Source organism: Methanomassiliicoccaceae archaeon DOK, assembly GCA_009911715.1.
GTDB lineage: Archaea > Thermoplasmatota > Thermoplasmata > Methanomassiliicoccales > Methanomethylophilaceae > Methanoprimaticola.
In genome coordinates this window covers 141,721-160,018 of the sequence record CP047880.1, presented here as the reverse complement: position 1 = coordinate 160,018, position 18,298 = coordinate 141,721, and the positions used below count along the sequence as shown (strand labels likewise).

Below are 18,298 nucleotides of genomic sequence, written 5' to 3'. Positions count from 1 at the left end.
GAGACCCTCCCCTGAAAACGTTTTACCGGTTTTCGATCACTGGATCTTGTTCAGCTCGCCCTCGAGCTGATCCTCATACTCCCTGAAGGAGAGCTTGCTTGTGAGGATGGTCCAGAAGGCGAACATCCCCATGAACAGGGCGAAGAGGCCCATGGCGCCGGTGAACATGGACACGACGCACAGGATGAGCGCCACCCAGTAGTGGGTCCTCTTCCAGCACAGCGCCGCGGAGACGATTCCGCAGACCGAGGAGAGGATGTACACGAAGCTGGCGTAGTAGAGCACGTCGTGCAGCTGGTCGTAGGTCCATCCGTAGTAGTCGACGTAGTCGGCGTACAGCGGGTCCGTCATGATCATGTTGACGATGCTGTCCAGATCGACGGCCAGGTAGACGCCGATGATGAGGAACGGGATGGAGTAGATGAGCATCAGGGCGATGGCCCAGTACATGCGGTACTTCATGACGTCGCGCACCGCCTGCCTGTCCTGCTCAACCAGTTCCGGGTTCCTTCCCGGGACCCTCGCACCGCAGGACGGGCAGAACTTGGCGTCTTCCGCCAGGATCTGTCCGCACTGCACACAGAAGTTCTGGTTGTCTTCCATGAGGATGAATGGACGATGAACTATAAAGTTTAGTTCCGACGCTCGAAAACCGCCGAAGCGTAGCCGACGACAGCGTCCGGATCCATCCCCAACGCATCGTATGAGTCTGTATGACCGAGCATCCGGGATTCGCAACCCTCCGAGAACAGCATGGCCACGGCTGTCGGGCCGTATCCGCACATGGTCACCCTGCTCCCGTAAACCGTCCTGTACATACCCTCCACATCCATCTCCGAGACCCTGTCTAGCACCATTCCGTCGAGCCTGGCGGCCTCCGACTTGGGGATGTAGTGTGACATGTCCGTGGACGCAATCACCACGGTGTCGCGGTCGGCGCAAGCCTCCCTCAGGGCCTGTGCCAGCTCCGCCGCGCTTCCGGGAGACTGGACCCCCATGGTCACCGCGACTATCCTTGGATCGGGGTCGATGTACTGTATGAACGGGACCTGGACCTCGATCGCATGCTCCCTGGAATGGGCACGCGGATCGTCCGGGAACCTTCTGGCAAGTCTCGAGCACACCTCCCTGTCGCTCCTGCACACACCCAGCGGGGTCGCGAAATCCTCCGAACAGATAACGGTCCTGCCCATGGCCGTGCCGTAGTGGTCGGGACCGATGATCACGTAGAGCTCCGGCAGCCCGTCCTCCTTCAGCGCCCTGTAGGTGCGCGCGGCGGTCATCCCCGAACACATGTATCCGGCGTGGGGAGCCATGGCCCCTGAGATCCTCCTGGAGTCCCCGACGCGTGCCGGGAGCCCGGGGCCGAGCCTGTGCGTGAAGCACCAGGATATCATCTCCTCCAAATCTTCCGGATCGTCGGGATAGAAGCGTCCCGCCACTGCAGGCTGTCTCATGAGAAGGTGGAAAGGGGTTTGAGAAGAAGTTTGTTTGTATCTGAATTCAGACCAGCTTGGCCTCGAAGTCCTCGATCTCCATGTTGAAGTCCTCGGGGTCCTTGAGGTCGCCCCTCTCGAAGAGGACCTGCCTGGACAGGAGCCAGTAGATGCAGGCGAGCGCGCGCCTTCCCTTGTTGTTGGTGGGGATGACGAGATCGACGTTGCGGGTCTCGTTGTTGGCGTCGCACATGGCGATGATCGGAATTCCGAGGTTGAGGGCCTCGTTGAGGGCCTGCTTGTCGGCGGCGGGATCGGTGATGACGATGATCTCGGGCTCGATGAAGGCAGGGTTGGTGGGGTTGGTCAGGGTTCCGGGGACGAAACGTCCGGCGAAGGCGGGAGCGCCGATGGCCTTGGAGAACTCCCTGGCGGGCTTCTGTCCGTACTGCCTGGCGGAGACCACGAGGATCCTCTTGGGGTCGTAGCGGCTCAGGAAGGATGCGGCGGCCCTGATCCTCTCGTCGGTCTTCTTGACGTCGAGAACGTACAGTCCGTCCTGCCTGACCTTGTAGATGAAGTCCTTCATGTCGGCGGACTTCTGCTGGGTACCGATGTGCACTCCAGAGGTCAGGTAGATGTCTTCTGCGACCAGAAGGTCGCCGTTGTTCACAGGTTGGATTTCCTCGTCGGTCATCTGAAAGTCTCCTTTAGTTTCTTACGACAGTGATAGGAATGAGATCCTTGTCAAACTCCAGCATGGCGATGTCGATGGGGTCCAGCATGTCCTCGGGATAGTCCACGAGCACGGGGGCTCCATAAGAGATCTGCAGCGCCCTGGCGCCGATGATCCTTGCCTTCTCGAATCTTGTGTACTTCATATGGGTCACCATACGGGATGTCCGCCCCATTAAGGATGGTGCATATAAACCTATCCCTACTTGTTAGTGGAAATAACTAATAACGCACGCGCGTAATATATAGAGCGGCCGAACGGCGGACAAGGGTTTTCAATTAGCACCGCATCCTCCGCGACATGGCAGACGAGCTGACAGTCTGTGCCGCGGCGTACTTCCGCAGCATCGGAAAGGATGTGACAACACCGGAGGAGTTCGTCATGGGCACCTCCCTCGAACTCAAATGGATGTCCCCCTCGGACTCGAAGCTCCTGCTGTCGGCGATGGTCAGGGCCGGCGTCGTGACCCAGAAGGACGGGTACATCCGCCCCGCATCGGATCTCGGGGCCATCGACCTGCCCCTTGCGTACAGACCGCCGAAGGAACTTGTGGAATCCCTTCACGGATCAAAGAGCCAGACGTCCGAGAACAAGGCCTCCTCCAAAGCCCAGGCGGACGCGACGGACGTGTTCCCGATGCTCATGGAGAGGGCCGTGGAAGCGGGGATGCAGCGCAGGGACTTCATCCAGAGCTGCAACAGGATACAGAAGAGGTTGGACATCGAGATAGGGGTCGCCGCCCTCATCGTCCTCAGGGACGCGGGTGCTGACGTCTCCCCCTACCTCGACGCCGTTTATGATTCGGTCAAAGGTAGCTGAACTCACTCCTTCTTGATGAAGTTGGCCAGCGTCATCTTGTCGGACCTGGACCCGCCGACGGTTGTGCCGGACTGCACGGTCTCCATCAGCTTGATGTCCAGGGCCTTCTCGATCTTCTTGATGAGCTTGTCGTCGGGGACGAGGTTGTTGGCCTCCACCTTGGCGAGCAGACCCTTCTTCTCCTGGATCGATGCCGCGAACTGCTCGAGGTCCATCCCCTTCGCCTCGCGGGCCTCCCTGATGGCTCCGCCGTAGTCCTCGATGAGCTCGACGGAGGTGGTCCCGGCGTAGATGTCCTTGGACTTCATCCTCCTCTCGCGCCTCTCGAGCCTCTGGTCGATCACGGTCTGGCTGACAGGAGCGCCTCCGGCTGACGGGGACCTGTAGTCCTCTCCGAACTTGGCGCATCCGGGGCAGACGTTGAGCTTCGTACCCTCGACGATGACCGCACGTGTCTGCGGAACGTCCTTGCCGCACATCTCGCAAATCATGGCCCCTCTGATACCCGCGCTTTTATTTAACTATGGTACCGGGCACGCGTGGTATTGACAAACGATTAATAACGTGCGCCTCATTGCCCCGGGGGAGGACACATGACGGACACGAACGATGAGGTCGCTGAACTGAAGGCGAAGATTGTGACCCTCGAGGAGAGGAACGTCAGGCTTATGGAGGACCTCCAGAACGCCGAGACCGAGAAGCGCTACTCCGAGAGTGAGCTCTTCAGGCTGCAGAAGGACATCTCGAGGCTCAGGAACGAGCTCGAGAGACTCAAGAGCCCGCCGCTCATCATAGGCGCCGTCAAGGACGTCCTGCCCGACAACCGCGTTGTCGTCAAGAGCTCCACGGGACCCGACTTCGTCGTGTCGGTCTCCGAGTACGTGCCTGAGAGCGACCTGGTCCCCGGATGCAGGGTGTCGCTGAACAAGCAGACCCTCTCCGTGATGAGCGTTCTCCCCGCACCCATCGACCCTGTCGTCTCCGGTGCGGAGATCATCGACAAGCCCGACGTCAGCTACGAGGACATCGGCGGACTGAAGCAGCAGATGCTGGAGCTCCGCGAAGCCGTGGAGGACCCCCTGCTGAGACCCGAGCTCTACGCGAAGGTCGGCATAGAGCCTCCCAAGGGCGTGCTCCTCGTCGGTCCCCCCGGAACGGGCAAGACCCTCATGGCGAAGGCCGTCGCCAACGCCACCCAGGCCACGTTCATCAGGCTGGTAGGGTCCGAGCTGGTCCAGAAGTACATCGGGGAGGGTGCCAGACTCGTCCGCGAGCTGTTCCAGCTGGCCAAGGAGAAGGCCCCCAGCATCATCTTCATCGACGAGCTCGACTCGGTCGGAGCCAGGAGGCTCGACGTGGCGACGTCCGGCGACAGGGAGGTCCAGAGGACCCTCATGCAGCTGCTGTCCGAGCTGGACGGCTTCACCCCCACCAGCGACGTCAAGATCATCGGCGCCACCAACAGGCCCGACATCCTGGACGACGCTCTCCTGAGGCCCGGAAGGTTCGACAGGATCATCGACGTCGGACTGCCCGACGTGGACGGCAGAAAGCAGATCTTCGAGATCCACCTGGCCCACATGAACGTCGACAAGAAGGTCTCCGCGAAGAAGCTCGCCGAGATCACGGAGGGCGTTTCAGGTGCCGAGATCAAGAGCATCTGCACCGAGGCCGGAATGCTCGCGATCAGGAACGACCGCGACCATGTCACCGAGAAGGACTTCCTTAACGCGAAGGACAAGGTCCTCGAGGCAGGCAGGAACAAGGCCAAGCCCGCCCCCGCGTACATGTTCGGATGATTCCGGACCGCGGGAAGCAAGCAAAGAAACGGCCATGACCCCTGCGGGCCATGGTATGAAACTCCAAGGATGACGGGCGACGGGAGAACCGCCAGACCCGTCATCCTCTCATTCTGACTTTACTGACCCCGTTCTCCGCGCGTTTCGGACCGGGTTGCACCTGACCGACCGCGGGACGGGACTCAGCGTCACTCTCTCTCGTTGTCCTCTCCGCCGAAGAACGTCAGCTGGGATGCGGCGTAGATCTCCTCCAGACCTATGAAGTCCTGAGCGGACACCGCCCTTATCTCCCCGAACACGCCGGTGTTCTCCATGGCCTTGAAGAGCTCCATGCCGACGACCGTCTGGGGGATGGAATCGGAGTCGAGGAGATCGCCGTAGAGGACATCCGGCACCGAGTACCAGTCGAGCATCCTCTGCTCGTCGTCCTCCGACAGGGTGTCGCACTTGGACAGGAGGTTCAGCATCGGGAGCTGGAGCCTGAACTGGACCAGGGCGCCGAGGGTCATGGCCGAGATGAATCCGTTGGGGGACCTGCAGAGCGAGGGGTCGGACAGGTAGACGATCATCGAGTCGTCCCTCCCGAAGGCCTTGACCGTCACCTCGGAGGACTCCCTGAAGGCGAAGAGCTCTAGCTGCCCGGGCGTGTCGATGAGGGCGTAGTCCGTCTTGTAGGTGTTGACGACGTCCATCATCTTGCGGATGTTCACGGCCATCAGGTCCGCGGCGACGATCTGGGCGCCGTTGGGCCCGAGGGAGTACTCCTGCATGACCTCGTCAAGCGAGATCCACTCGCGGATGTCCACATCCGGCTCGTAGGGGACCGAGTCCGCGCCCGGATCCATGTTGATCACGATGGAGTCGACTCCCGCGTCGTCGAGCCAATCCCTGTACGCACCCACCAGGGTGCTCTTACCGCTGCCCGCGGTTCCCACGAAGAACAGGTTCTTCACCAAATCCACACTCCGATGGCAAGAGCCACATTACCCCCACGGACGAAATCAATATAAAAATTGGACTTCTACACGTCCTCCATGAATGTGAGTAATCGCCACCCCGGACCGTTCGCGGCTATCGGGCTGCTCGCCGCATTCGCCTTCGCGGTCGTTCTCATCGTCGCGATCAACGGCGACTCGGCTTGGGTCTACGGGGAGAACATGCTGTCCGACCTGGGCATCTCCGACGTCCAGATGTCGGCTGATCTCTTCAACTACGGATGCATGATCGTCGGAATCCTCGTGTTCGTGTGCGGACTCGGCAAAGCCGTTTGCGAGACCGAGTGCAACCGCGCCAGCGGATGCATCCTCGCCATCTCCGCCATCTTCCTGATCCTCGCCGGATACATCCACAGCGACTTCGGAAACGGCAACACGCACGACACCATCGCCATCCTCCTCTTCCTGTTCCTGTTCATCGCCATGGTCCTCTCGGCCATCGGAGACTGGAGGGACGGAGCCAGGATCAACTCCGCGATCACAGTCGTCCTCATCCTGATCATCCTCGGATGCGCTGTCGGAATGAGCATCGCGGCACTCGAGGTCATCACCGTCGCCTGCGGCATCGTCTGGCTCGCTGCCATCAGCGCCAAGATGATCGTTCCGAAGAAGGCGTAAATCAATCAAAGGAAGGTACCAAAATGACACCCGTTCCAAAGAAAATGGTCTTCGGAGCCGCACTCGGTCTCATCGGAGGCATCATCGCTCTGTGCGCTGTCGCCGCCGCCTGGGACGGAACCCTCGACTCCATGCCGCTCGTCGGACTGAACCTGCTCGTCGCATGCATGTTCTTCGCCGTCGCTGGAGGATTCACCAAGTTCACCCCCGTCCAGGGCAGCACAATCCTCGTTCTCGCAGCCGTCTGCGAGGCCGTGGTCATCCTGTCCATCCTCTACGAGGGATCCTACATCTGGCTGAACCTCGTGCTCGCCGTCATCGGCGCCGTCAACATCCTCTTCGCCGCCTGCCCCACCGTCACCACGTGGGTCGACGCCCAGAGGATCTGACCCGGAAAACAGGCCCCTCGGGGCCTTTCCTTTCTTATCCGATTATTCTGAAAAGCGCCTGCTGGAAACCCCATCTACCGAGTTCTCAGTACGTTTAAATCGGCGGAACAGATTCCCCCACCCATGGATGAGAAGTACTCCTTCGCACTCAGGAAGCTCGCCCTGCTAGGAGCCATGGACGATTACATAGCGATTTCTTCCAGAGAGCTAGGGGAGGCACTGGAGATGAGCCAGCAGTCCGCATCCAAGAGGATCCTGGAGCTTCTGGACGAGAAGTACATCGTCCGTGACCTGGGGGCCCGCAGACAGCGCATCAAGCTCACCCAGAAGGGGATCGACGACCTGAAGAAGGAGTACAACGAGTACCGCAGGATCTTCGAGCTCACCGACCACATCACCATACACGGCAATGTCGTGTCCGGTATGGGCGAGGGAGGATACTACATCTGCCAGGACGGGTACAAGACCCAGTTCCAGTCGAAGCTCGGATTCACCCCCTTCCAGGGAACGCTCAACATCCAGGTCGACCCAGAGGACGTCGGCAAGCTGGACGTCGTCAGGAGCATCGCCGGGATCACGATCAACGGCTTCTCCAGTGACGGGAGGAGCTTCGGGGAGGTCATCGCCTACAAGGCCAAGATCCGCAACATCGACTGCGCCATCGTCGTCCCGGAGAGGTCGCATTACGTCGACACCATCGAGATCATCTGCCAGTACCACCTCAGGAGGACACTGAGCCTGGAGGATGGCGACCACATCGATGTGAAGGTCAACATCTGACCGCCTCCCCTGTGGCGAATGCAGGATTCTTCAGAAACTATCACCGGCAGGACTGCTCGTCCGACCGTCCATATGTTCGCCCCCGGTCGCCCGGGGGCTTTGAAAATCAGTTTGTGAGAGCCGAGATCACCGAGCGGAAGATGACCTTGCCGTCACCCTCCTCGTCGGTGTATCCGCGGGTCCAGTCAGGATGCGTGAACCTCGTGATCACACGCTCCGGGTGCGGCATCATGCCCAGGACGTTACCTGCAGGGTTGCAGATCCCCGCGATGTCCGAGGGGGACCCGTTGGGGTTCCAGGGATAGACGGCCTTGGATCCGTCGGGACAGACGTACCTGAACACGACCTGGTCGTTGTCCTCGAGCTTCTGCACGAAGTCGGGGTCCATGCTCATCAGCTTCCCCTCCGCATGAGCGGACGGGATCATCAGCATCCTCTTCTCGGGGATCTCTCTGGTGAACATGCACTTCCCGCGGTTGTCGTTCCTCAGTACCGTCGGACGGCACTCGAACCTTCCGGAATCGTTGGTGTACAGGGCCGCGGCAGGCTGCTCGGTCATCGTCTCCTCGAAGGCCGGGAGCAGTCCCATCTCGACCAGGATCTGGAAGCCGTTGCAGACCCCCAGGACGGGCTTCTCCGCCTCGACGAACCTCTTGACCTCCCCGCCGATCGCCGCCTTTATCCTCGCGGCGAAGATCGCTCCCGCGCGGACGTAGTCGCCCGCGGAGAACCCTCCGGGGAAGGCCAGGACATCGTAGTCCTCCAGGTCGCGGCACATGCCGGCCGGCGCCTGCTTGATCAGCTGCTTGAGGTGGACCTCCTCGGCCTGGGCGCCGACGGATCTGAACGCGTAGGCCATCTCGTCCTCGCAGTTCGTACCCTCGATCCTGACAACGCACACCTTCACGTCTTCCGGCTTCATTCCGCAGCACCTCCCATGATGTTCCAGATGGGGTCGTTCCATGCACGCCTCATCTCGTCAAGCGGCACGAACGTGCCGTTGTCCTTGATCTTCAGACCGTCGCCCTTGGTGATTCCGAGCAGGACGGCGTCGTCGCCCATGATCTCCGTGAACCTGGTGACGTCCATGCCGTCGACTTCGACGATCCAGCGGCTGTTGCTCTCGGAGTACAGCTTCCTCCTGAGATCCATTCCGTCGATCCCGTCCAGAGTGATCTCGGCCCCGACGTGACCGGAGATGCACATCTCCGCCACCGCGACGGCGATGCCGCCGTCCGAGCAGTCGTGGCAGCTCAGGACGATGCCCTCGTCCATGGCCTGCAGCAGCTCGTCCATGTACCTCTTGAGGGCGTCGACGTCGACTCCGGGCACAGCGCCCTGCTCTCCGCCGAACCTCCTGAACAGGAGGGACATGCCCATCTCGTCACGGGTCTTCCCGACGACGAAGATGCAGCTGCCGATCTTCTTGAAGTCGGCGGTCACGGCCTTCCTGACGTCGTCGATGAGTCCGCAGCCGAGTATCATGGGCGTCGGCAGGATGTGATGTCCTCCGGGGGCCTCGTTGTAGAGACTGACGTTTCCGGAGGGTATCGGGATGTTCAGGGCCCTGGCGATCTCGCCAATGCCCCTGACCGCCTCCCTGAACTCGCCCAGCCTCTCGGGCTTCTCGGGGTTGCCGAAGTTGAGGCAGTCCGTGAAAGCGTTCGGCCTGGCGCCGACGGCGACCAGGTTCCTGCAGGTCTCGTCGATGCATGCCATCCCGCCCTTGTACGGATCGGCCTCGGTGAACCACGGGTTGCATCCGATGGCCGCCGCAAGGCCCTTCCACCTTCCGGGGACAGGCATGAGGACGGACGCGTCGCCGGGTCCGGCCTCGTTGAGGGGTCCGACGAGCGGGTGCACGACGGTGGATGCGCGGACCTCGTGGTCGTACTGCCTGATGGCCCACTCCTTGGAGGCCACGTTGGGGTCGGAAAGGAGGTCCAGTATGACCTCTCTGTCGTCTGGCAGCTCCGGGAACCTCTCCCTCTCCTTGGTGTACACGTCCGGGAGCACATAGGGCCTGTTGTAGACGGGGCCGCCTGTGAGGAACTCCAGGTCCATGTCGAATATCATCTCGCCGTTCCAGAACAGACGGGTGCGCTTCTGGTCGGTGGTCCTCGCGATGGGCGTGGCCAGGACGTCCCACATCTCGAAGATCTGCAGGACCTCCTCCACGTTCTCGGGCTTGCATGTGCACATCATGCGCTCCTGGGACTCGGACACCCAGATCTCCCACGGGGCCAGTCCGGGCTCCTTCAGGGGCACGTTCTCCAGGTCCACATCGGCACCGCAGCCCGCGTCGAGGGCCATCTCGCCCACGACACAGCTCAGTCCTCCGCCTCCCAGGTCCTTCATCCCCGTGATGAGGTGCCTGGCGTTGACCTCGAAGCACGCGTGCATGACCGGCTCCTTCGTGATGGGGTCGCCCAGCTGGACGGCTCCTCTGGAGTCCTCGTCGGATGTGGCGGTGAGGTCCGCGGATGCGAAGTTCACGCCGTGGATCCCATCGCGCCCGGTGCGTCCGCCGATCAGGATCATGACCTCGCCGGGGCCCCCGGCGTAGTTCTTCGCCAGGTCGTCGCGCTTGACGATTCCCAGGCAGGCGACGTTGACCAGGCAGTTGCCTGTGTACTTCTCGTCGAAGAAGAACCCTCCCGTGATCGTGGGTATTCCCACGCGGTTCCCGTAGTCCCTGATCCCCGATACGACGCCGCTGACGAGGTACCTGGGATGCTTGACCCCCGGCGGGAGATCGCCCTTCCTGTCGATGGGCCCGAAGCAGAGAGGGTCCGCCAGCCCGATGGGCTGCGCGCCCATGCAGACGACGTCCCTCAGGATGCCCCCAATCCCTGTGGCCGCGCCGCCGTAGGGCTCGATCGCGGAGGGATGGTTGTGGCTCTCGATCCTCAGGGCGTAGCCGTAATCGTCATCGAAGACCATGACGCCCGCGTCCCCCCTGGACAGGATGTCCTCCCTGTCCAGCCCGAAGACGAACTCCTTGAGGATGGGCTTGGAGCTCTTGTAGCAGCAGTGCTCGCTCCATGCCTGGCCGAGCGCCTGGAGCTCCACGTCGGTGGGGTTCCTGCCCTCGGCCTTGAAGTATTCTCTGATCCTCTTCATCTCGTCGAGGGACAGCCCGAGGCTCATGTCCTTCGAGACGGATACCAGGACGTCGTCCGAGGCCGACAGGATGTCCACGTCGTACAGCTCGAACGGAACGTCGCGTTTGATCATCGGTCCGGCCATCGTATCATCTCACGGTGACGCGGTAGTTCTGGATCACGGGGTTGGCCAGGAGCTTCCTGCACATCTCCTCCGCCTCGGCCTGGGCCTTGTCGGCGGGGGCGTCAAGCTCCACCTCGAAGAGCTTCACGGTCTTGACCCCGGAGATCCCCTGGAAGCCAAGGGACTGGAGGGTCTTCATTGTGTTCTTGCCCTCGGGGTCCGCGACCCCCTTCTTGAGCTCGATTCTGATCTCGACGATCGTCATGCTGAAGCCATGGTTCCCCTCTCTTATTAACCCTACGCGCGGGCACGCGCGTGTGCTTTATGATGTGCCAGACCAATACGGCGGACGATGACAGAATCCATCGTCCTCAAGGTCGGCATGGCCCAGAGGCAGTCCGAGGCCGGGTACGGCCGCGCAAGGATAGACACGGAGTCCCGCAGGGCGCTGGGACTCGACATAGGCGACACCATAGAGATAGTGGGAAAGAGGAAGGTGGTCGCCAAGGTGTTCAAGTGCGATCCGGAGGACGAGGGCAAGGGGATGATCTTCATAGACGGTCTGACCAGGACCAGCGCCGGCGTCAGCGTCGACGAGAACGTCACGGTCCGGAGGTGCGACCCCCTGATGGCGGAGCAGGTCGTCCTGGCACCCAACATCCCCGAGGGGAAGACCATCAAGTTCGAGAAGGGCATCGAGGACATCTTCCTCAGGGGACTCATGGCGAGGCCCCTGGTCGCCGGCACGGACATCATCGTCCCGAACATAGCCCTCATGGGAAACAGGTCGACCTTCACCGTCGTCTCCACGGTCCCCCAGGGGCCAGTCCTCGTCACCGGGGGCACGCAGATCGTCCTCAGGGACTCCCCGAGAAAGGAGAAGACCAAGAAGGGGAACACCGGCCAGCAGATCACCTACGACGACGTCGGCGGCCTGGACGAGGAGCTGAAGCGCATCAGGGAGATGATCGAGCTGCCCCTCAAGCACCCCGAGCTGTTCGACAGGCTCGGCATAGGCGCACCCAGGGGCGTGCTCCTCTACGGCCCGCCCGGGACCGGGAAGACCCTCATCGCAGAGGCCGTGGCCAACGAATCCGGGGCTTCGCTTTACTCTGTGAGGGGTCCCGAGATCATGGGCCAGTACTACGGCCAGAGCGAGGAGAGGCTCAGGGACATCTTCAAGGAGGCCTCCGAGAACTCGCCGAGCATAGTGTTCCTGGACGAGATAGACTCCATCGCTCCGAACAGGGACTCGGTGTCCGGCGAGGTCGAGAGGAGGGTCGTGGCCCAGCTCCTGACGCTCATGGACGGCCTCGGCGACCGCGGGAACGTCATCGTGATCGGCGCGACAAACAGAGAGGACTCCATAGACCCCGCTCTGAGGAGGCCTGGGAGGTTCGACAGGGAGATAGAGATAGGTGTCCCGGGACGCAAAGGCAGGGCGGACATCCTGAACGTGCACACCAGGGACATGCCGCTGACCGACGATGTGGACGTCGATGTCCTTGCGGGACTGACCCAGGGGTTCGTGGGTGCGGACCTCGCCGCCCTCTGCAGGGAGGCCGCCATGCGCTGCCTCAGCTCCCGCATGAGCTCCATAGACCTGGACAAACCCGTCCCGTCCCAGATACTAGAGGGCATGAGGGTGTCCATGAACGACTTCCGCGAGGCCCTGAACGACGTCGAACCCAGCGGCATGAGGGAGGTCCTCGTGGAGATCCCCAAGGTCACCTGGAACGACGTGGGCGGACTGGACGACGTCCGCAGGGAGATCGAGGAGGTCTTCGTCCCCGAGGAGGGGAACAAGGCGTACGAGAGACTGGGGATCGAGCCCGGGAGGGGCATCCTGCTCTACGGCCCGCCCGGGACCGGGAAGACCCTCATCGCCAAGGCGATAGCCAACGAGTCCGGGACCAACTTCATCTCGGTGAACGGCCCGGAGGTCGCGAACAAGTGGATGGGCGAGAGCGAGAGGGCCATTCGTCAGATATTCAAAAGGGCCAAGCAGATGGCCCCCTGCATCATATTCTTCGACGAGATCGATTCGATCGCCCCGATCCGCGGCGGGGGCGACGGATCCGCCTGGGAGAGGGTTGTGGCGCAGCTCCTGACATCAATGGACGGTGTCGAGAGCATGAAGAACGTGACAGTGATGGCGGCCACCAACAGGCCCGACATGATCGACCCGGCCCTCCTGAGGCCAGGCAGGTTCGACAGGATGGTCCTGGTGGGCAAGCCCGACGAGGCCTCCCGCCTGCGCATCCTTGAGGTCCACACCAGGGGCATGCCCCTAGACGGCGTGGACCTGGGATGGCTCGCTTCTGTCACGGACGGCTATGTCGGCGCAGACCTCGCCGCCCTCTGCAGGGAGGCGGGTCTGTGCGCCTACCGCGAGGACCGTGACGCAGAACGCGTCACGACCGCCCATTTCGTCAGAGCGCTGGAGAGGGTCGGCCCGTCCGTGGACGAGGCCCTCTTCGAGAACTACCGGAAGATGGGTCGCGACATCAAGAAGCGCCGCACCAGCTGGGACACCATCCCGTTCTACGGATGATCAGTGCCTGCCGCAGGTGCACTGGTGCTCCTCGCCGTCATGATGGTGGCAGGTGGCCTCGGAGTGAATCTCCAGAGTGCCGTCGGCGAACCTCGATACGGCGTCGTCGGCACTTCCGACGTTGCCGGAGCAGACCCTGATACCGGATGCCTCCAGGCCCTGCCTGGCACCCATCCCGAGACCGCCGCAGATGAGCACGGAGACCCCCAGCTGCCTGAGCACCCCGACCAGCTCGCCGTGGCCCCTGCCCTCGTTCCCGACGACCTCCGAGGAGACCACCCTCCCGTCCTGGATCTCGTAGACCTTGAACTGCTCGGTCCTGCCGAAATGCTGGAAGATCTCCCCGTTCTCATATGTCACTGCTACCTTCATTGTCGCATCTCCAGAATTGCATGACCCCATTGTGCATCCCGGGCACCTGTCGCCGTCCGACCTCGGACATCCGCCGCTGCACTTATCCGCTGGGCATCTGCCGCGTCTGACCTCGGTGCATCCCTCCAGATCCGGGTCGCATGGGCTGCGGACCCATCCGGCCATCTCCGACAGACTGGCGGCGGTCTCCTCGAGAAGACCGACGTTCACGCGGTAGTGCGTGAAGTATCCGCGCCTCTCGGACTCGACCAGCCCCGCGTCGCGGAGCACCTTCATATGCTGGGACACGGCGGCGTCGGACACCCCGAGCCTCCTGGCGACAGCTCCTGCGCAGATGTCGTGGTTCAGCAGGATCGTGACGATCGAGAACCTGGTCTCATCGGATAGAGCCCTCAGGATGCCTGTGATGTCGTCCATGGTGTCACTGTTTAAGTGATTGCTTAAACAGAATATCCGTATATACGGATTTGCTAAACAGCTTACCGGGATCGGAGGTCCTTCGCCATGTACGGAAGGTCGTAGTCGAAGCCCAGGGACCTGTAGTAGCCCCTGACGCCGACTCCGCTGGTGACCCTTATCCTCGTCCTGCCGGCCTCGCGGGCCACCCTCTCGGCCTCGGCCACGAGCTCCCTTCCGAAGCCCCTGTGCTGCCAGTCCTCGCCCTCGTCGCCGATGGATGCGACCTTGCCGAAGACCTTGAGCTCCCTGATGGTCGCCTCGGGGTTGGAGTCCAGCCTCACCCTTATGTAGCCAACCACGGCATCCTCGTACTCCAGGGCTATGAAGTGCTCAGTTCCGCCGCATGAGTCGTACACCGTGTCCTTGAGGACGACCTTGGACGGGTCCCTCAGGACTGTGCCCTTGTGGCCGACCTCCCTGCAGCGGATGCATCTGCACTCCATCCCGTTGTCGCGCATGTAGTCCGCCACCAGCTGACGGATGTTGCTCTTGTGTATGCCCGCGGAGATCTCCGTGACAGGGATGTCCCTCTGTATGCGCTGTATGCGGACGTATTCCGGGACGAGCTGCTTCATCTGTGCCAGTAGCTCGGTGGCGGTGTCCTCCAGGTACGGGGAGTACTCGCCCCTCCGCCACATGTCGTAGAGCTTCGTGCCCTCCACCACGAGCACCGGGTAGAACTTCAGCATGTCCGGCCGGTAGTCCGGGTCTTCGAACACCCGTCTGAAGCAGCGGAGATCGTTCTCCGGCGATGACCCCGGCAGCCCCGGCATGATGTGATAGCATACCTTGAGGCCGTGCTCCTTGCAGTCGCGGGTGCATCTGCGGACCTCCGCGGTACCGTGTCCCCTGTCCACCCCTGCGAGCACGTCGTCGTCGAGGATCTGCACTCCGAGCTCCACCCTTGTCGCTCCGAACCCCATCACCCTCTCGATCTGCTCCGGGGTGAAGACGTCAGGACGCGTCTCCACGGTGAGCCCCACGCACCTGTGCTCGGACGACTCGTTGAGCCTCTGCGCCTCCTCCAGCGTATCTGAGTCGACGCCGTTGAGAGCGTCGAAGCACCTGCGGACGAACCACTCCTGGTACTCGGGCTCGCGGCTGGTGAAGGTGCCGCCCATGATTATCAGGTCTATCTTGTCCGTCTTGTGCCCTATCTCTGTGAGCTGGGTCACCCTGTCGGTGACCTGCATCCACGGATCGAACCTGTTCCGCCCCGCCCTCCTGGCCGCCGGCTCCTTGCCCGTGTAGGACTGCGGCGAGTCGTTCTGCACGCCGCCGGGACAGAACGAGCAGCGTCCGTGGGGGCAGTCATGCGGCGACGTCATCACCGCGACCACGGCCACACCGCTGATGGTACGGGTCGGTTTTTTGACCAGGAACGGGGTGAGCAGCTTCCTCTCCCCGGGCTCGACGTTGGCCAGGATGTCCGAGTTCGGAGGCACGTCCCCGAAGCCGTAGGCCTTGCAGAGCTTCAGCTTGAGATTCTGGAGCTGGTCGCGGTCCGAGACCCTGCCGGTCTTGACGGCGTCGATGATCTCGCGCGAGAACGCGACGATGTCCGGTTCAGCCATAGAAAACGCTGCCGGCGTCGGACTTCTTGTCGTTCTTCTCAGGAGCAGCCTCGAGCTGGTCCATGCACACGATCGATGATGCGGAGAGGAACCTGACGGTACCGTCCACGTCGAAGACCATGGCGGTGTCGGTCCCGATGGCCGACAGACCCTTGTAGACGCCCTCGAACTCCCTGCACTCGTCGCGGGAGTACCTCCAAGAAACAGCGAACCTCGCGCCGGGCGCGACCACGTACTCGTTCTCCATCGAATCACCTCTTCTGAGAAAGCTCCTGGAAATGGACAATGGTCTTGCGGTAGTTCTCCATGGCCATGTTGACGTTGGCCTCGGTGAAGCTCCAGGCCTTGACCAGATCCCCGAACCTTATGCGGTACCCCTTGCGGATCTGCCCGTCGTACTCGACGTCCATGGCCTCCAGCAGATCCATCGACTTGAGCTTGTTTATGTGCCTGTATATGGTGGGCTTGGTGGTCCCCAGGAGCGATGCCAGCTCCTCGACGGTCCAGGCCTTGGAGGGGTGGGCCATCAGATGGTCCATGAACAGGCGGTACGGCACGCTGTCCCTCACGGTTATCGCACCCGTCTTGGGATCGTACCCCTTGGGAAGGTATCCAATCTGCACTAGAAGGGTCTCGGCGACGACGTTGACATCGTCCACACCCGTCATGGGCGTGTTGCTAACGACCTGCAGCTCGAACATGGTACCGAGAGATGACCACGGTTAAGCTGGTATATTAACTTATTATTAGAGTAGCTAAACTGAAATGTTATTGGGAAGGGGTTTTCAGACCAGGTCCTTGAGCCTGTCGATGGCCAGCAGGACGCTTGTCGTGGGTATGACACGGGACACCGGAATGGACAGGATCTTCTCGATGGTGGGTGCGACGATGGGCGCGCACACGACCCCAAGGGCGCCGTCGCGCTCGGCGCGGACGGCCGCGATGATGGCGTCCTCCACCGTGGAGACCGGATACTCCCTGACGTTCACGGTCAACCCGTCCATGTCTATGGACTTCGGGAGGTTCTCCAGGACCGTGGTGAATGCGATCACCCCGATGAAGTGGGAGTCCTCCGGCTCCATCAGGACCTTCAGGCTCTTGATCACCTGGCGCACGGTGCGAAGGTTTGGCTCGCGTTTGTCCTCCAGTATCTTGTACATCGTGCTCTGCGAGATGCCGGATAGCTGGCAGAACTCGTTCAGAGACATGTTCAGCTCGTCGTCGAGGATGCTGCGGAAGGCCTTCTGGAACCCCCCGTCCTCCCTGAGCATTCCGTTGATTAGATCGGAAACAGTCATCTCTCTCCCTTCACGAATGCCGCGGCGTTGGTTCCCGCCACACAGCCCTGGCCGACGGCCTTGGCGACCTGCCACGGCTTGCCCGTGACATCGCCGCATGCGTAGACCCCCGGGACCTCGGTGGCACAGTCGGTGCCCACCTTGATGGTGTCGTCCATCTCGGGCATCACGTCCAGGTCCATGGCTATGTCCGCCGCTGATCTGGCGCCGAGTTCTATGAACACCCCGTCCGTGGGGATCGTCGTGCCGTCCTCGAGCTCCAGCGCCTCCACCTTGGTCTCACCGACGATGGCGCGCGGCTTCGAGCCGTAGAACCTGACCCCCGCCGCCTCCGCCTTCTCCACCAGAACAGGACTGGCCTGCACATCCCAGGCGACCCAGGACGTCTCCGAGGCGTATCCCGTCATCATCTCCGCCGAGGTCGCCGCCTCGGACTCGTTCCCGACGATGACGGCCCTGCGGCCCTTGTAGAAGTTGCAGTCGCAGACCGCGCAGTAGCTCACGCCTTTGCCGAAGAGCTCCTTCTCCCCGGGGATCCCCAGCTTCTTCCTGGATATCCCGGTGGCGATGACCACTGCTTTCGAGACCACCTCCGTGCCGTCCTCGAGGACGAAGCGGAACGCCTCCCCGTCCCGGGAGGACGAGATGACGTTCTGTCCTGAGAAGACGGCCCCTGTGGACTCGGCCTGGCGGACGCCCTCCTCGATGAGCCTGTCGCCCGACACGAGCCCTGTACCGAAGTAGTTGTCCACCTCCGTGCCGGCGGCGGCGCTGGCGGACGGCCTCCCGGCGACTACGACGGAGACCTTGCGCCTCGATGCGTGGATCGCGGCCTGGATGCCCGCGGGCCCGGATCCGATGACCAGTACGTCTGTCTCCATCAGAGACCGCTCACGTACGACAGGATGTCTTCCTTGGGCCTGAGTCCCACGAGCGCGTCGACGAGGACCCTGTCCTTGAAGACGAGGAGCGTGGGGATGGCGTTGATGTTGAACCTGACCGCGATGGCCTGGTTCTCGTCGGTGTTGAGCTTAGCGACCCCTGCCTTTCCGGCGAGGTCGTTGGCGACCTCCTCGATAATGGGTCCCATGCGCCTGCAGGGTCCGCACCAGGGCGCCCAGCAGTCGATGATGGCGATGTGGTTCGACTCCACGAAGGAATCGAAGTTGGATTCGTTGAGCTCTGTAACCATTTGAATCACTGACTCCGTATGTGAATATGATTTAAAAAAGAAGTTTCAG

22 protein-coding genes are annotated in these 18,298 nt (G+C 61.9%); 6 read left to right on the top strand and 16 right to left on the bottom strand.

Annotated features, from left to right (window positions below; all coding sequences use genetic code 11):
* Positions 1–36 precede the first annotated feature (36 nt).
* The 4 genes from JS82_00830 to JS82_00815 are packed head-to-tail and all read right to left on the bottom strand — an operon-like array spanning position 37 to position 2,317.
* Complete coding sequence (locus JS82_00830) at positions 37–603, bottom strand: zinc-ribbon domain-containing protein (protein QHK16761.1); 567 nt, start codon at positions 601–603, stop codon at positions 37–39.
* Positions 604–632: 29 nt separating this feature from the next.
* Positions 633–1,457 (bottom strand): AmmeMemoRadiSam system protein B, encoded by an 825-nt coding sequence (gene amrB / locus JS82_00825; protein QHK16760.1) that lies wholly within the window; start codon positions 1,455–1,457, stop codon positions 633–635.
* A gap of 46 nt (positions 1,458–1,503) precedes the next feature.
* A complete protein-coding gene (locus JS82_00820; GenBank protein QHK16759.1) occupies positions 1,504–2,133 on the bottom strand; it encodes a 30S ribosomal protein S2 in 630 nt (209 codons plus the stop codon).
* 13 nt (positions 2,134–2,146) lie between these two features.
* Positions 2,147–2,317, bottom strand: a complete 171-nt coding sequence (locus tag JS82_00815) for a DNA-directed RNA polymerase subunit K (protein QHK16758.1) — start codon at positions 2,315–2,317, stop codon at positions 2,147–2,149.
* Between the two features lie 155 nt (positions 2,318–2,472).
* Here JS82_00815 and JS82_00810 point away from each other — a divergent pair, with 155 nt between their 5' ends.
* Entirely contained in the window at positions 2,473–2,991 is a 519-nt protein-coding gene (locus tag JS82_00810; protein ID QHK16757.1) for a DUF2240 family protein, read from the top strand.
* Positions 2,992–2,993: 2 nt separating this feature from the next.
* Here the strand turns inward: JS82_00810 and JS82_00805 are convergent, their stop codons facing one another.
* Positions 2,994–3,470: a TIGR00270 family protein gene (locus JS82_00805; protein ID QHK18344.1), complete on the bottom strand. Its 477-nt coding sequence runs from the start codon at positions 3,468–3,470 to the stop codon at positions 2,994–2,996.
* A 114-nt stretch (positions 3,471–3,584) separates the two neighbouring features.
* Between JS82_00805 and pan the strand changes: the two genes are divergently transcribed.
* Positions 3,585–4,790 carry a proteasome-activating nucleotidase gene (pan, locus tag JS82_00800; protein QHK16756.1) on the top strand — a complete coding sequence of 402 codons (1,206 nt, stop codon included), beginning with the start codon at positions 3,585–3,587 and terminating at the stop codon, positions 4,788–4,790.
* Between the two features lie 188 nt (positions 4,791–4,978).
* On the opposite strand, the gene JS82_00795 is transcribed toward pan, so the two are convergent.
* Positions 4,979–5,743 (bottom strand): GTPase, encoded by a 765-nt coding sequence (locus JS82_00795; protein ID QHK18343.1) that lies wholly within the window; start codon positions 5,741–5,743, stop codon positions 4,979–4,981.
* Between the two features lie 81 nt (positions 5,744–5,824).
* On the opposite strand from JS82_00795, the gene JS82_00790 reads away from it, so the two are divergent.
* The 3 genes from JS82_00790 (at position 5,825) to JS82_00780 (ending at position 7,572) form a co-directional block, all read left to right on the top strand.
* On the top strand, positions 5,825–6,403 hold the full coding sequence (locus JS82_00790; GenBank protein ID QHK16755.1) for a DUF998 domain-containing protein: 579 nt from the start codon (positions 5,825–5,827) through the stop codon (positions 6,401–6,403).
* 23 nt (positions 6,404–6,426) lie between these two features.
* Positions 6,427–6,792: a hypothetical protein gene (locus JS82_00785; protein ID QHK16754.1), complete on the top strand. Its 366-nt coding sequence runs from the start codon at positions 6,427–6,429 to the stop codon at positions 6,790–6,792.
* 123 nt (positions 6,793–6,915) lie between these two features.
* The gene (locus JS82_00780) at positions 6,916–7,572 is read left to right on the top strand and encodes a DUF120 domain-containing protein (GenBank protein ID QHK16753.1); all 657 of its coding nucleotides are present in this window, start codon (positions 6,916–6,918) and stop codon (positions 7,570–7,572) included.
* 106 nt (positions 7,573–7,678) lie between these two features.
* Here the strand turns inward: JS82_00780 and purQ are convergent, their stop codons facing one another.
* The 3 genes from purQ to purS are packed head-to-tail and all read right to left on the bottom strand — an operon-like array spanning position 7,679 to position 11,065.
* The gene (purQ, locus tag JS82_00775; protein QHK18342.1) at positions 7,679–8,479 is read right to left on the bottom strand and encodes a phosphoribosylformylglycinamidine synthase subunit PurQ; all 801 of its coding nucleotides are present in this window, start codon (positions 8,477–8,479) and stop codon (positions 7,679–7,681) included.
* Between the two features lie 11 nt (positions 8,480–8,490).
* Positions 8,491–10,821: a phosphoribosylformylglycinamidine synthase subunit PurL gene (purL, locus tag JS82_00770; GenBank protein QHK16752.1), complete on the bottom strand. Its 2,331-nt coding sequence runs from the start codon at positions 10,819–10,821 to the stop codon at positions 8,491–8,493.
* Positions 10,822–10,825: 4 nt separating this feature from the next.
* Entirely contained in the window at positions 10,826–11,065 is a 240-nt protein-coding gene (purS, locus tag JS82_00765) for a phosphoribosylformylglycinamidine synthase subunit PurS (protein QHK16751.1), read from the bottom strand.
* An 87-nt stretch (positions 11,066–11,152) separates the two neighbouring features.
* Between purS and JS82_00760 the strand changes: the two genes are divergently transcribed.
* A complete protein-coding gene (locus tag JS82_00760) occupies positions 11,153–13,354 on the top strand; it encodes a CDC48 family AAA ATPase (protein QHK16750.1) in 2,202 nt (733 codons plus the stop codon).
* On the opposite strand, the gene JS82_00755 is transcribed toward JS82_00760, so the two are convergent.
* The 7 genes from JS82_00755 to trxA all read right to left on the bottom strand — a co-directional run bounded on the left by JS82_00755 (position 13,355) and on the right by trxA (position 18,249).
* A complete protein-coding gene (locus JS82_00755; GenBank protein QHK16749.1) occupies positions 13,355–14,143 on the bottom strand; it encodes a metalloregulator ArsR/SmtB family transcription factor in 789 nt (262 codons plus the stop codon).
* A 62-nt stretch (positions 14,144–14,205) separates the two neighbouring features.
* Positions 14,206–15,759, bottom strand: a complete 1,554-nt coding sequence (locus JS82_00750; GenBank protein ID QHK16748.1) for a tRNA uridine(34) 5-carboxymethylaminomethyl modification radical SAM/GNAT enzyme Elp3 — start codon at positions 15,757–15,759, stop codon at positions 14,206–14,208.
* Positions 15,752–16,006 carry a hypothetical protein gene (locus tag JS82_00745; protein ID QHK16747.1) on the bottom strand — a complete coding sequence of 85 codons (255 nt, stop codon included), beginning with the start codon at positions 16,004–16,006 and terminating at the stop codon, positions 15,752–15,754. The genes JS82_00750 and JS82_00745 overlap by 8 nt, the downstream gene beginning before the upstream one ends.
* A gap of 4 nt (positions 16,007–16,010) precedes the next feature.
* Positions 16,011–16,427, bottom strand: coding sequence for a helix-turn-helix domain-containing protein (locus JS82_00740; protein QHK18341.1), 417 nt, complete (start codon positions 16,425–16,427; stop codon positions 16,011–16,013).
* 117 nt (positions 16,428–16,544) lie between these two features.
* Positions 16,545–17,057: a helix-turn-helix domain-containing protein gene (locus tag JS82_00735; protein QHK16746.1), complete on the bottom strand. Its 513-nt coding sequence runs from the start codon at positions 17,055–17,057 to the stop codon at positions 16,545–16,547.
* Positions 17,054–17,938 (bottom strand): FAD-dependent oxidoreductase, encoded by an 885-nt coding sequence (locus JS82_00730; protein QHK16745.1) that lies wholly within the window; start codon positions 17,936–17,938, stop codon positions 17,054–17,056. Before JS82_00730 ends, JS82_00735 begins: the two co-directional genes overlap by 4 nt.
* A complete protein-coding gene (gene trxA / locus JS82_00725) occupies positions 17,938–18,249 on the bottom strand; it encodes a thioredoxin (protein ID QHK16744.1) in 312 nt (103 codons plus the stop codon). The genes JS82_00730 and trxA overlap by 1 nt, the downstream gene beginning before the upstream one ends.
* Positions 18,250–18,298: the final 49 nt, after the last annotated feature.

What these genes read in the sequence shown, in the direction of transcription:
- JS82_00760 (QHK16750.1), top strand. Translation starts at nt 11,153, where the DNA reads ATGACAGAATCCATCGTCCTCAAGGTCGGCATGGCCCAGAGGCAGTCC.
- pan (QHK16756.1), top strand. Translation starts at nt 3,585, where the DNA reads ATGACGGACACGAACGATGAGGTCGCTGAACTGAAGGCGAAGATTGTG.
- JS82_00740 (QHK18341.1), bottom strand. Translation starts at nt 16,427, where the DNA reads ATGACGGGTGTGGACGATGTCAACGTCGTCGCCGAGACCCTTCTAGTG.
- JS82_00755 (QHK16749.1), bottom strand. Translation starts at nt 14,143, where the DNA reads ATGGACGACATCACAGGCATCCTGAGGGCTCTATCCGATGAGACCAGG.
- JS82_00780 (QHK16753.1), top strand. Translation starts at nt 6,916, where the DNA reads ATGGATGAGAAGTACTCCTTCGCACTCAGGAAGCTCGCCCTGCTAGGA.
- JS82_00815 (QHK16758.1), bottom strand. Translation starts at nt 2,317, where the DNA reads ATGAAGTACACAAGATTCGAGAAGGCAAGGATCATCGGCGCCAGGGCG.
- JS82_00730 (QHK16745.1), bottom strand. Translation starts at nt 17,938, where the DNA reads ATGGAGACAGACGTACTGGTCATCGGATCCGGGCCCGCGGGCATCCAG.
- purL (QHK16752.1), bottom strand. Translation starts at nt 10,821, where the DNA reads ATGGCCGGACCGATGATCAAACGCGACGTTCCGTTCGAGCTGTACGAC.
- JS82_00790 (QHK16755.1), top strand. Translation starts at nt 5,825, where the DNA reads ATGAATGTGAGTAATCGCCACCCCGGACCGTTCGCGGCTATCGGGCTG.
- JS82_00820 (QHK16759.1), bottom strand. Translation starts at nt 2,133, where the DNA reads ATGACCGACGAGGAAATCCAACCTGTGAACAACGGCGACCTTCTGGTC.
- purS (QHK16751.1), bottom strand. Translation starts at nt 11,065, where the DNA reads ATGACGATCGTCGAGATCAGAATCGAGCTCAAGAAGGGGGTCGCGGAC.
- JS82_00805 (QHK18344.1), bottom strand. Translation starts at nt 3,470, where the DNA reads ATGTGCGGCAAGGACGTTCCGCAGACACGTGCGGTCATCGTCGAGGGT.
- JS82_00810 (QHK16757.1), top strand. Translation starts at nt 2,473, where the DNA reads ATGGCAGACGAGCTGACAGTCTGTGCCGCGGCGTACTTCCGCAGCATC.
- amrB (QHK16760.1), bottom strand. Translation starts at nt 1,457, where the DNA reads ATGAGACAGCCTGCAGTGGCGGGACGCTTCTATCCCGACGATCCGGAA.
- JS82_00735 (QHK16746.1), bottom strand. Translation starts at nt 17,057, where the DNA reads ATGACTGTTTCCGATCTAATCAACGGAATGCTCAGGGAGGACGGGGGG.
- JS82_00785 (QHK16754.1), top strand. Translation starts at nt 6,427, where the DNA reads ATGACACCCGTTCCAAAGAAAATGGTCTTCGGAGCCGCACTCGGTCTC.
- JS82_00750 (QHK16748.1), bottom strand. Translation starts at nt 15,759, where the DNA reads ATGGCTGAACCGGACATCGTCGCGTTCTCGCGCGAGATCATCGACGCC.
- JS82_00745 (QHK16747.1), bottom strand. Translation starts at nt 16,006, where the DNA reads ATGGAGAACGAGTACGTGGTCGCGCCCGGCGCGAGGTTCGCTGTTTCT.
- JS82_00830 (QHK16761.1), bottom strand. Translation starts at nt 603, where the DNA reads ATGGAAGACAACCAGAACTTCTGTGTGCAGTGCGGACAGATCCTGGCG.
- trxA (QHK16744.1), bottom strand. Translation starts at nt 18,249, where the DNA reads ATGGTTACAGAGCTCAACGAATCCAACTTCGATTCCTTCGTGGAGTCG.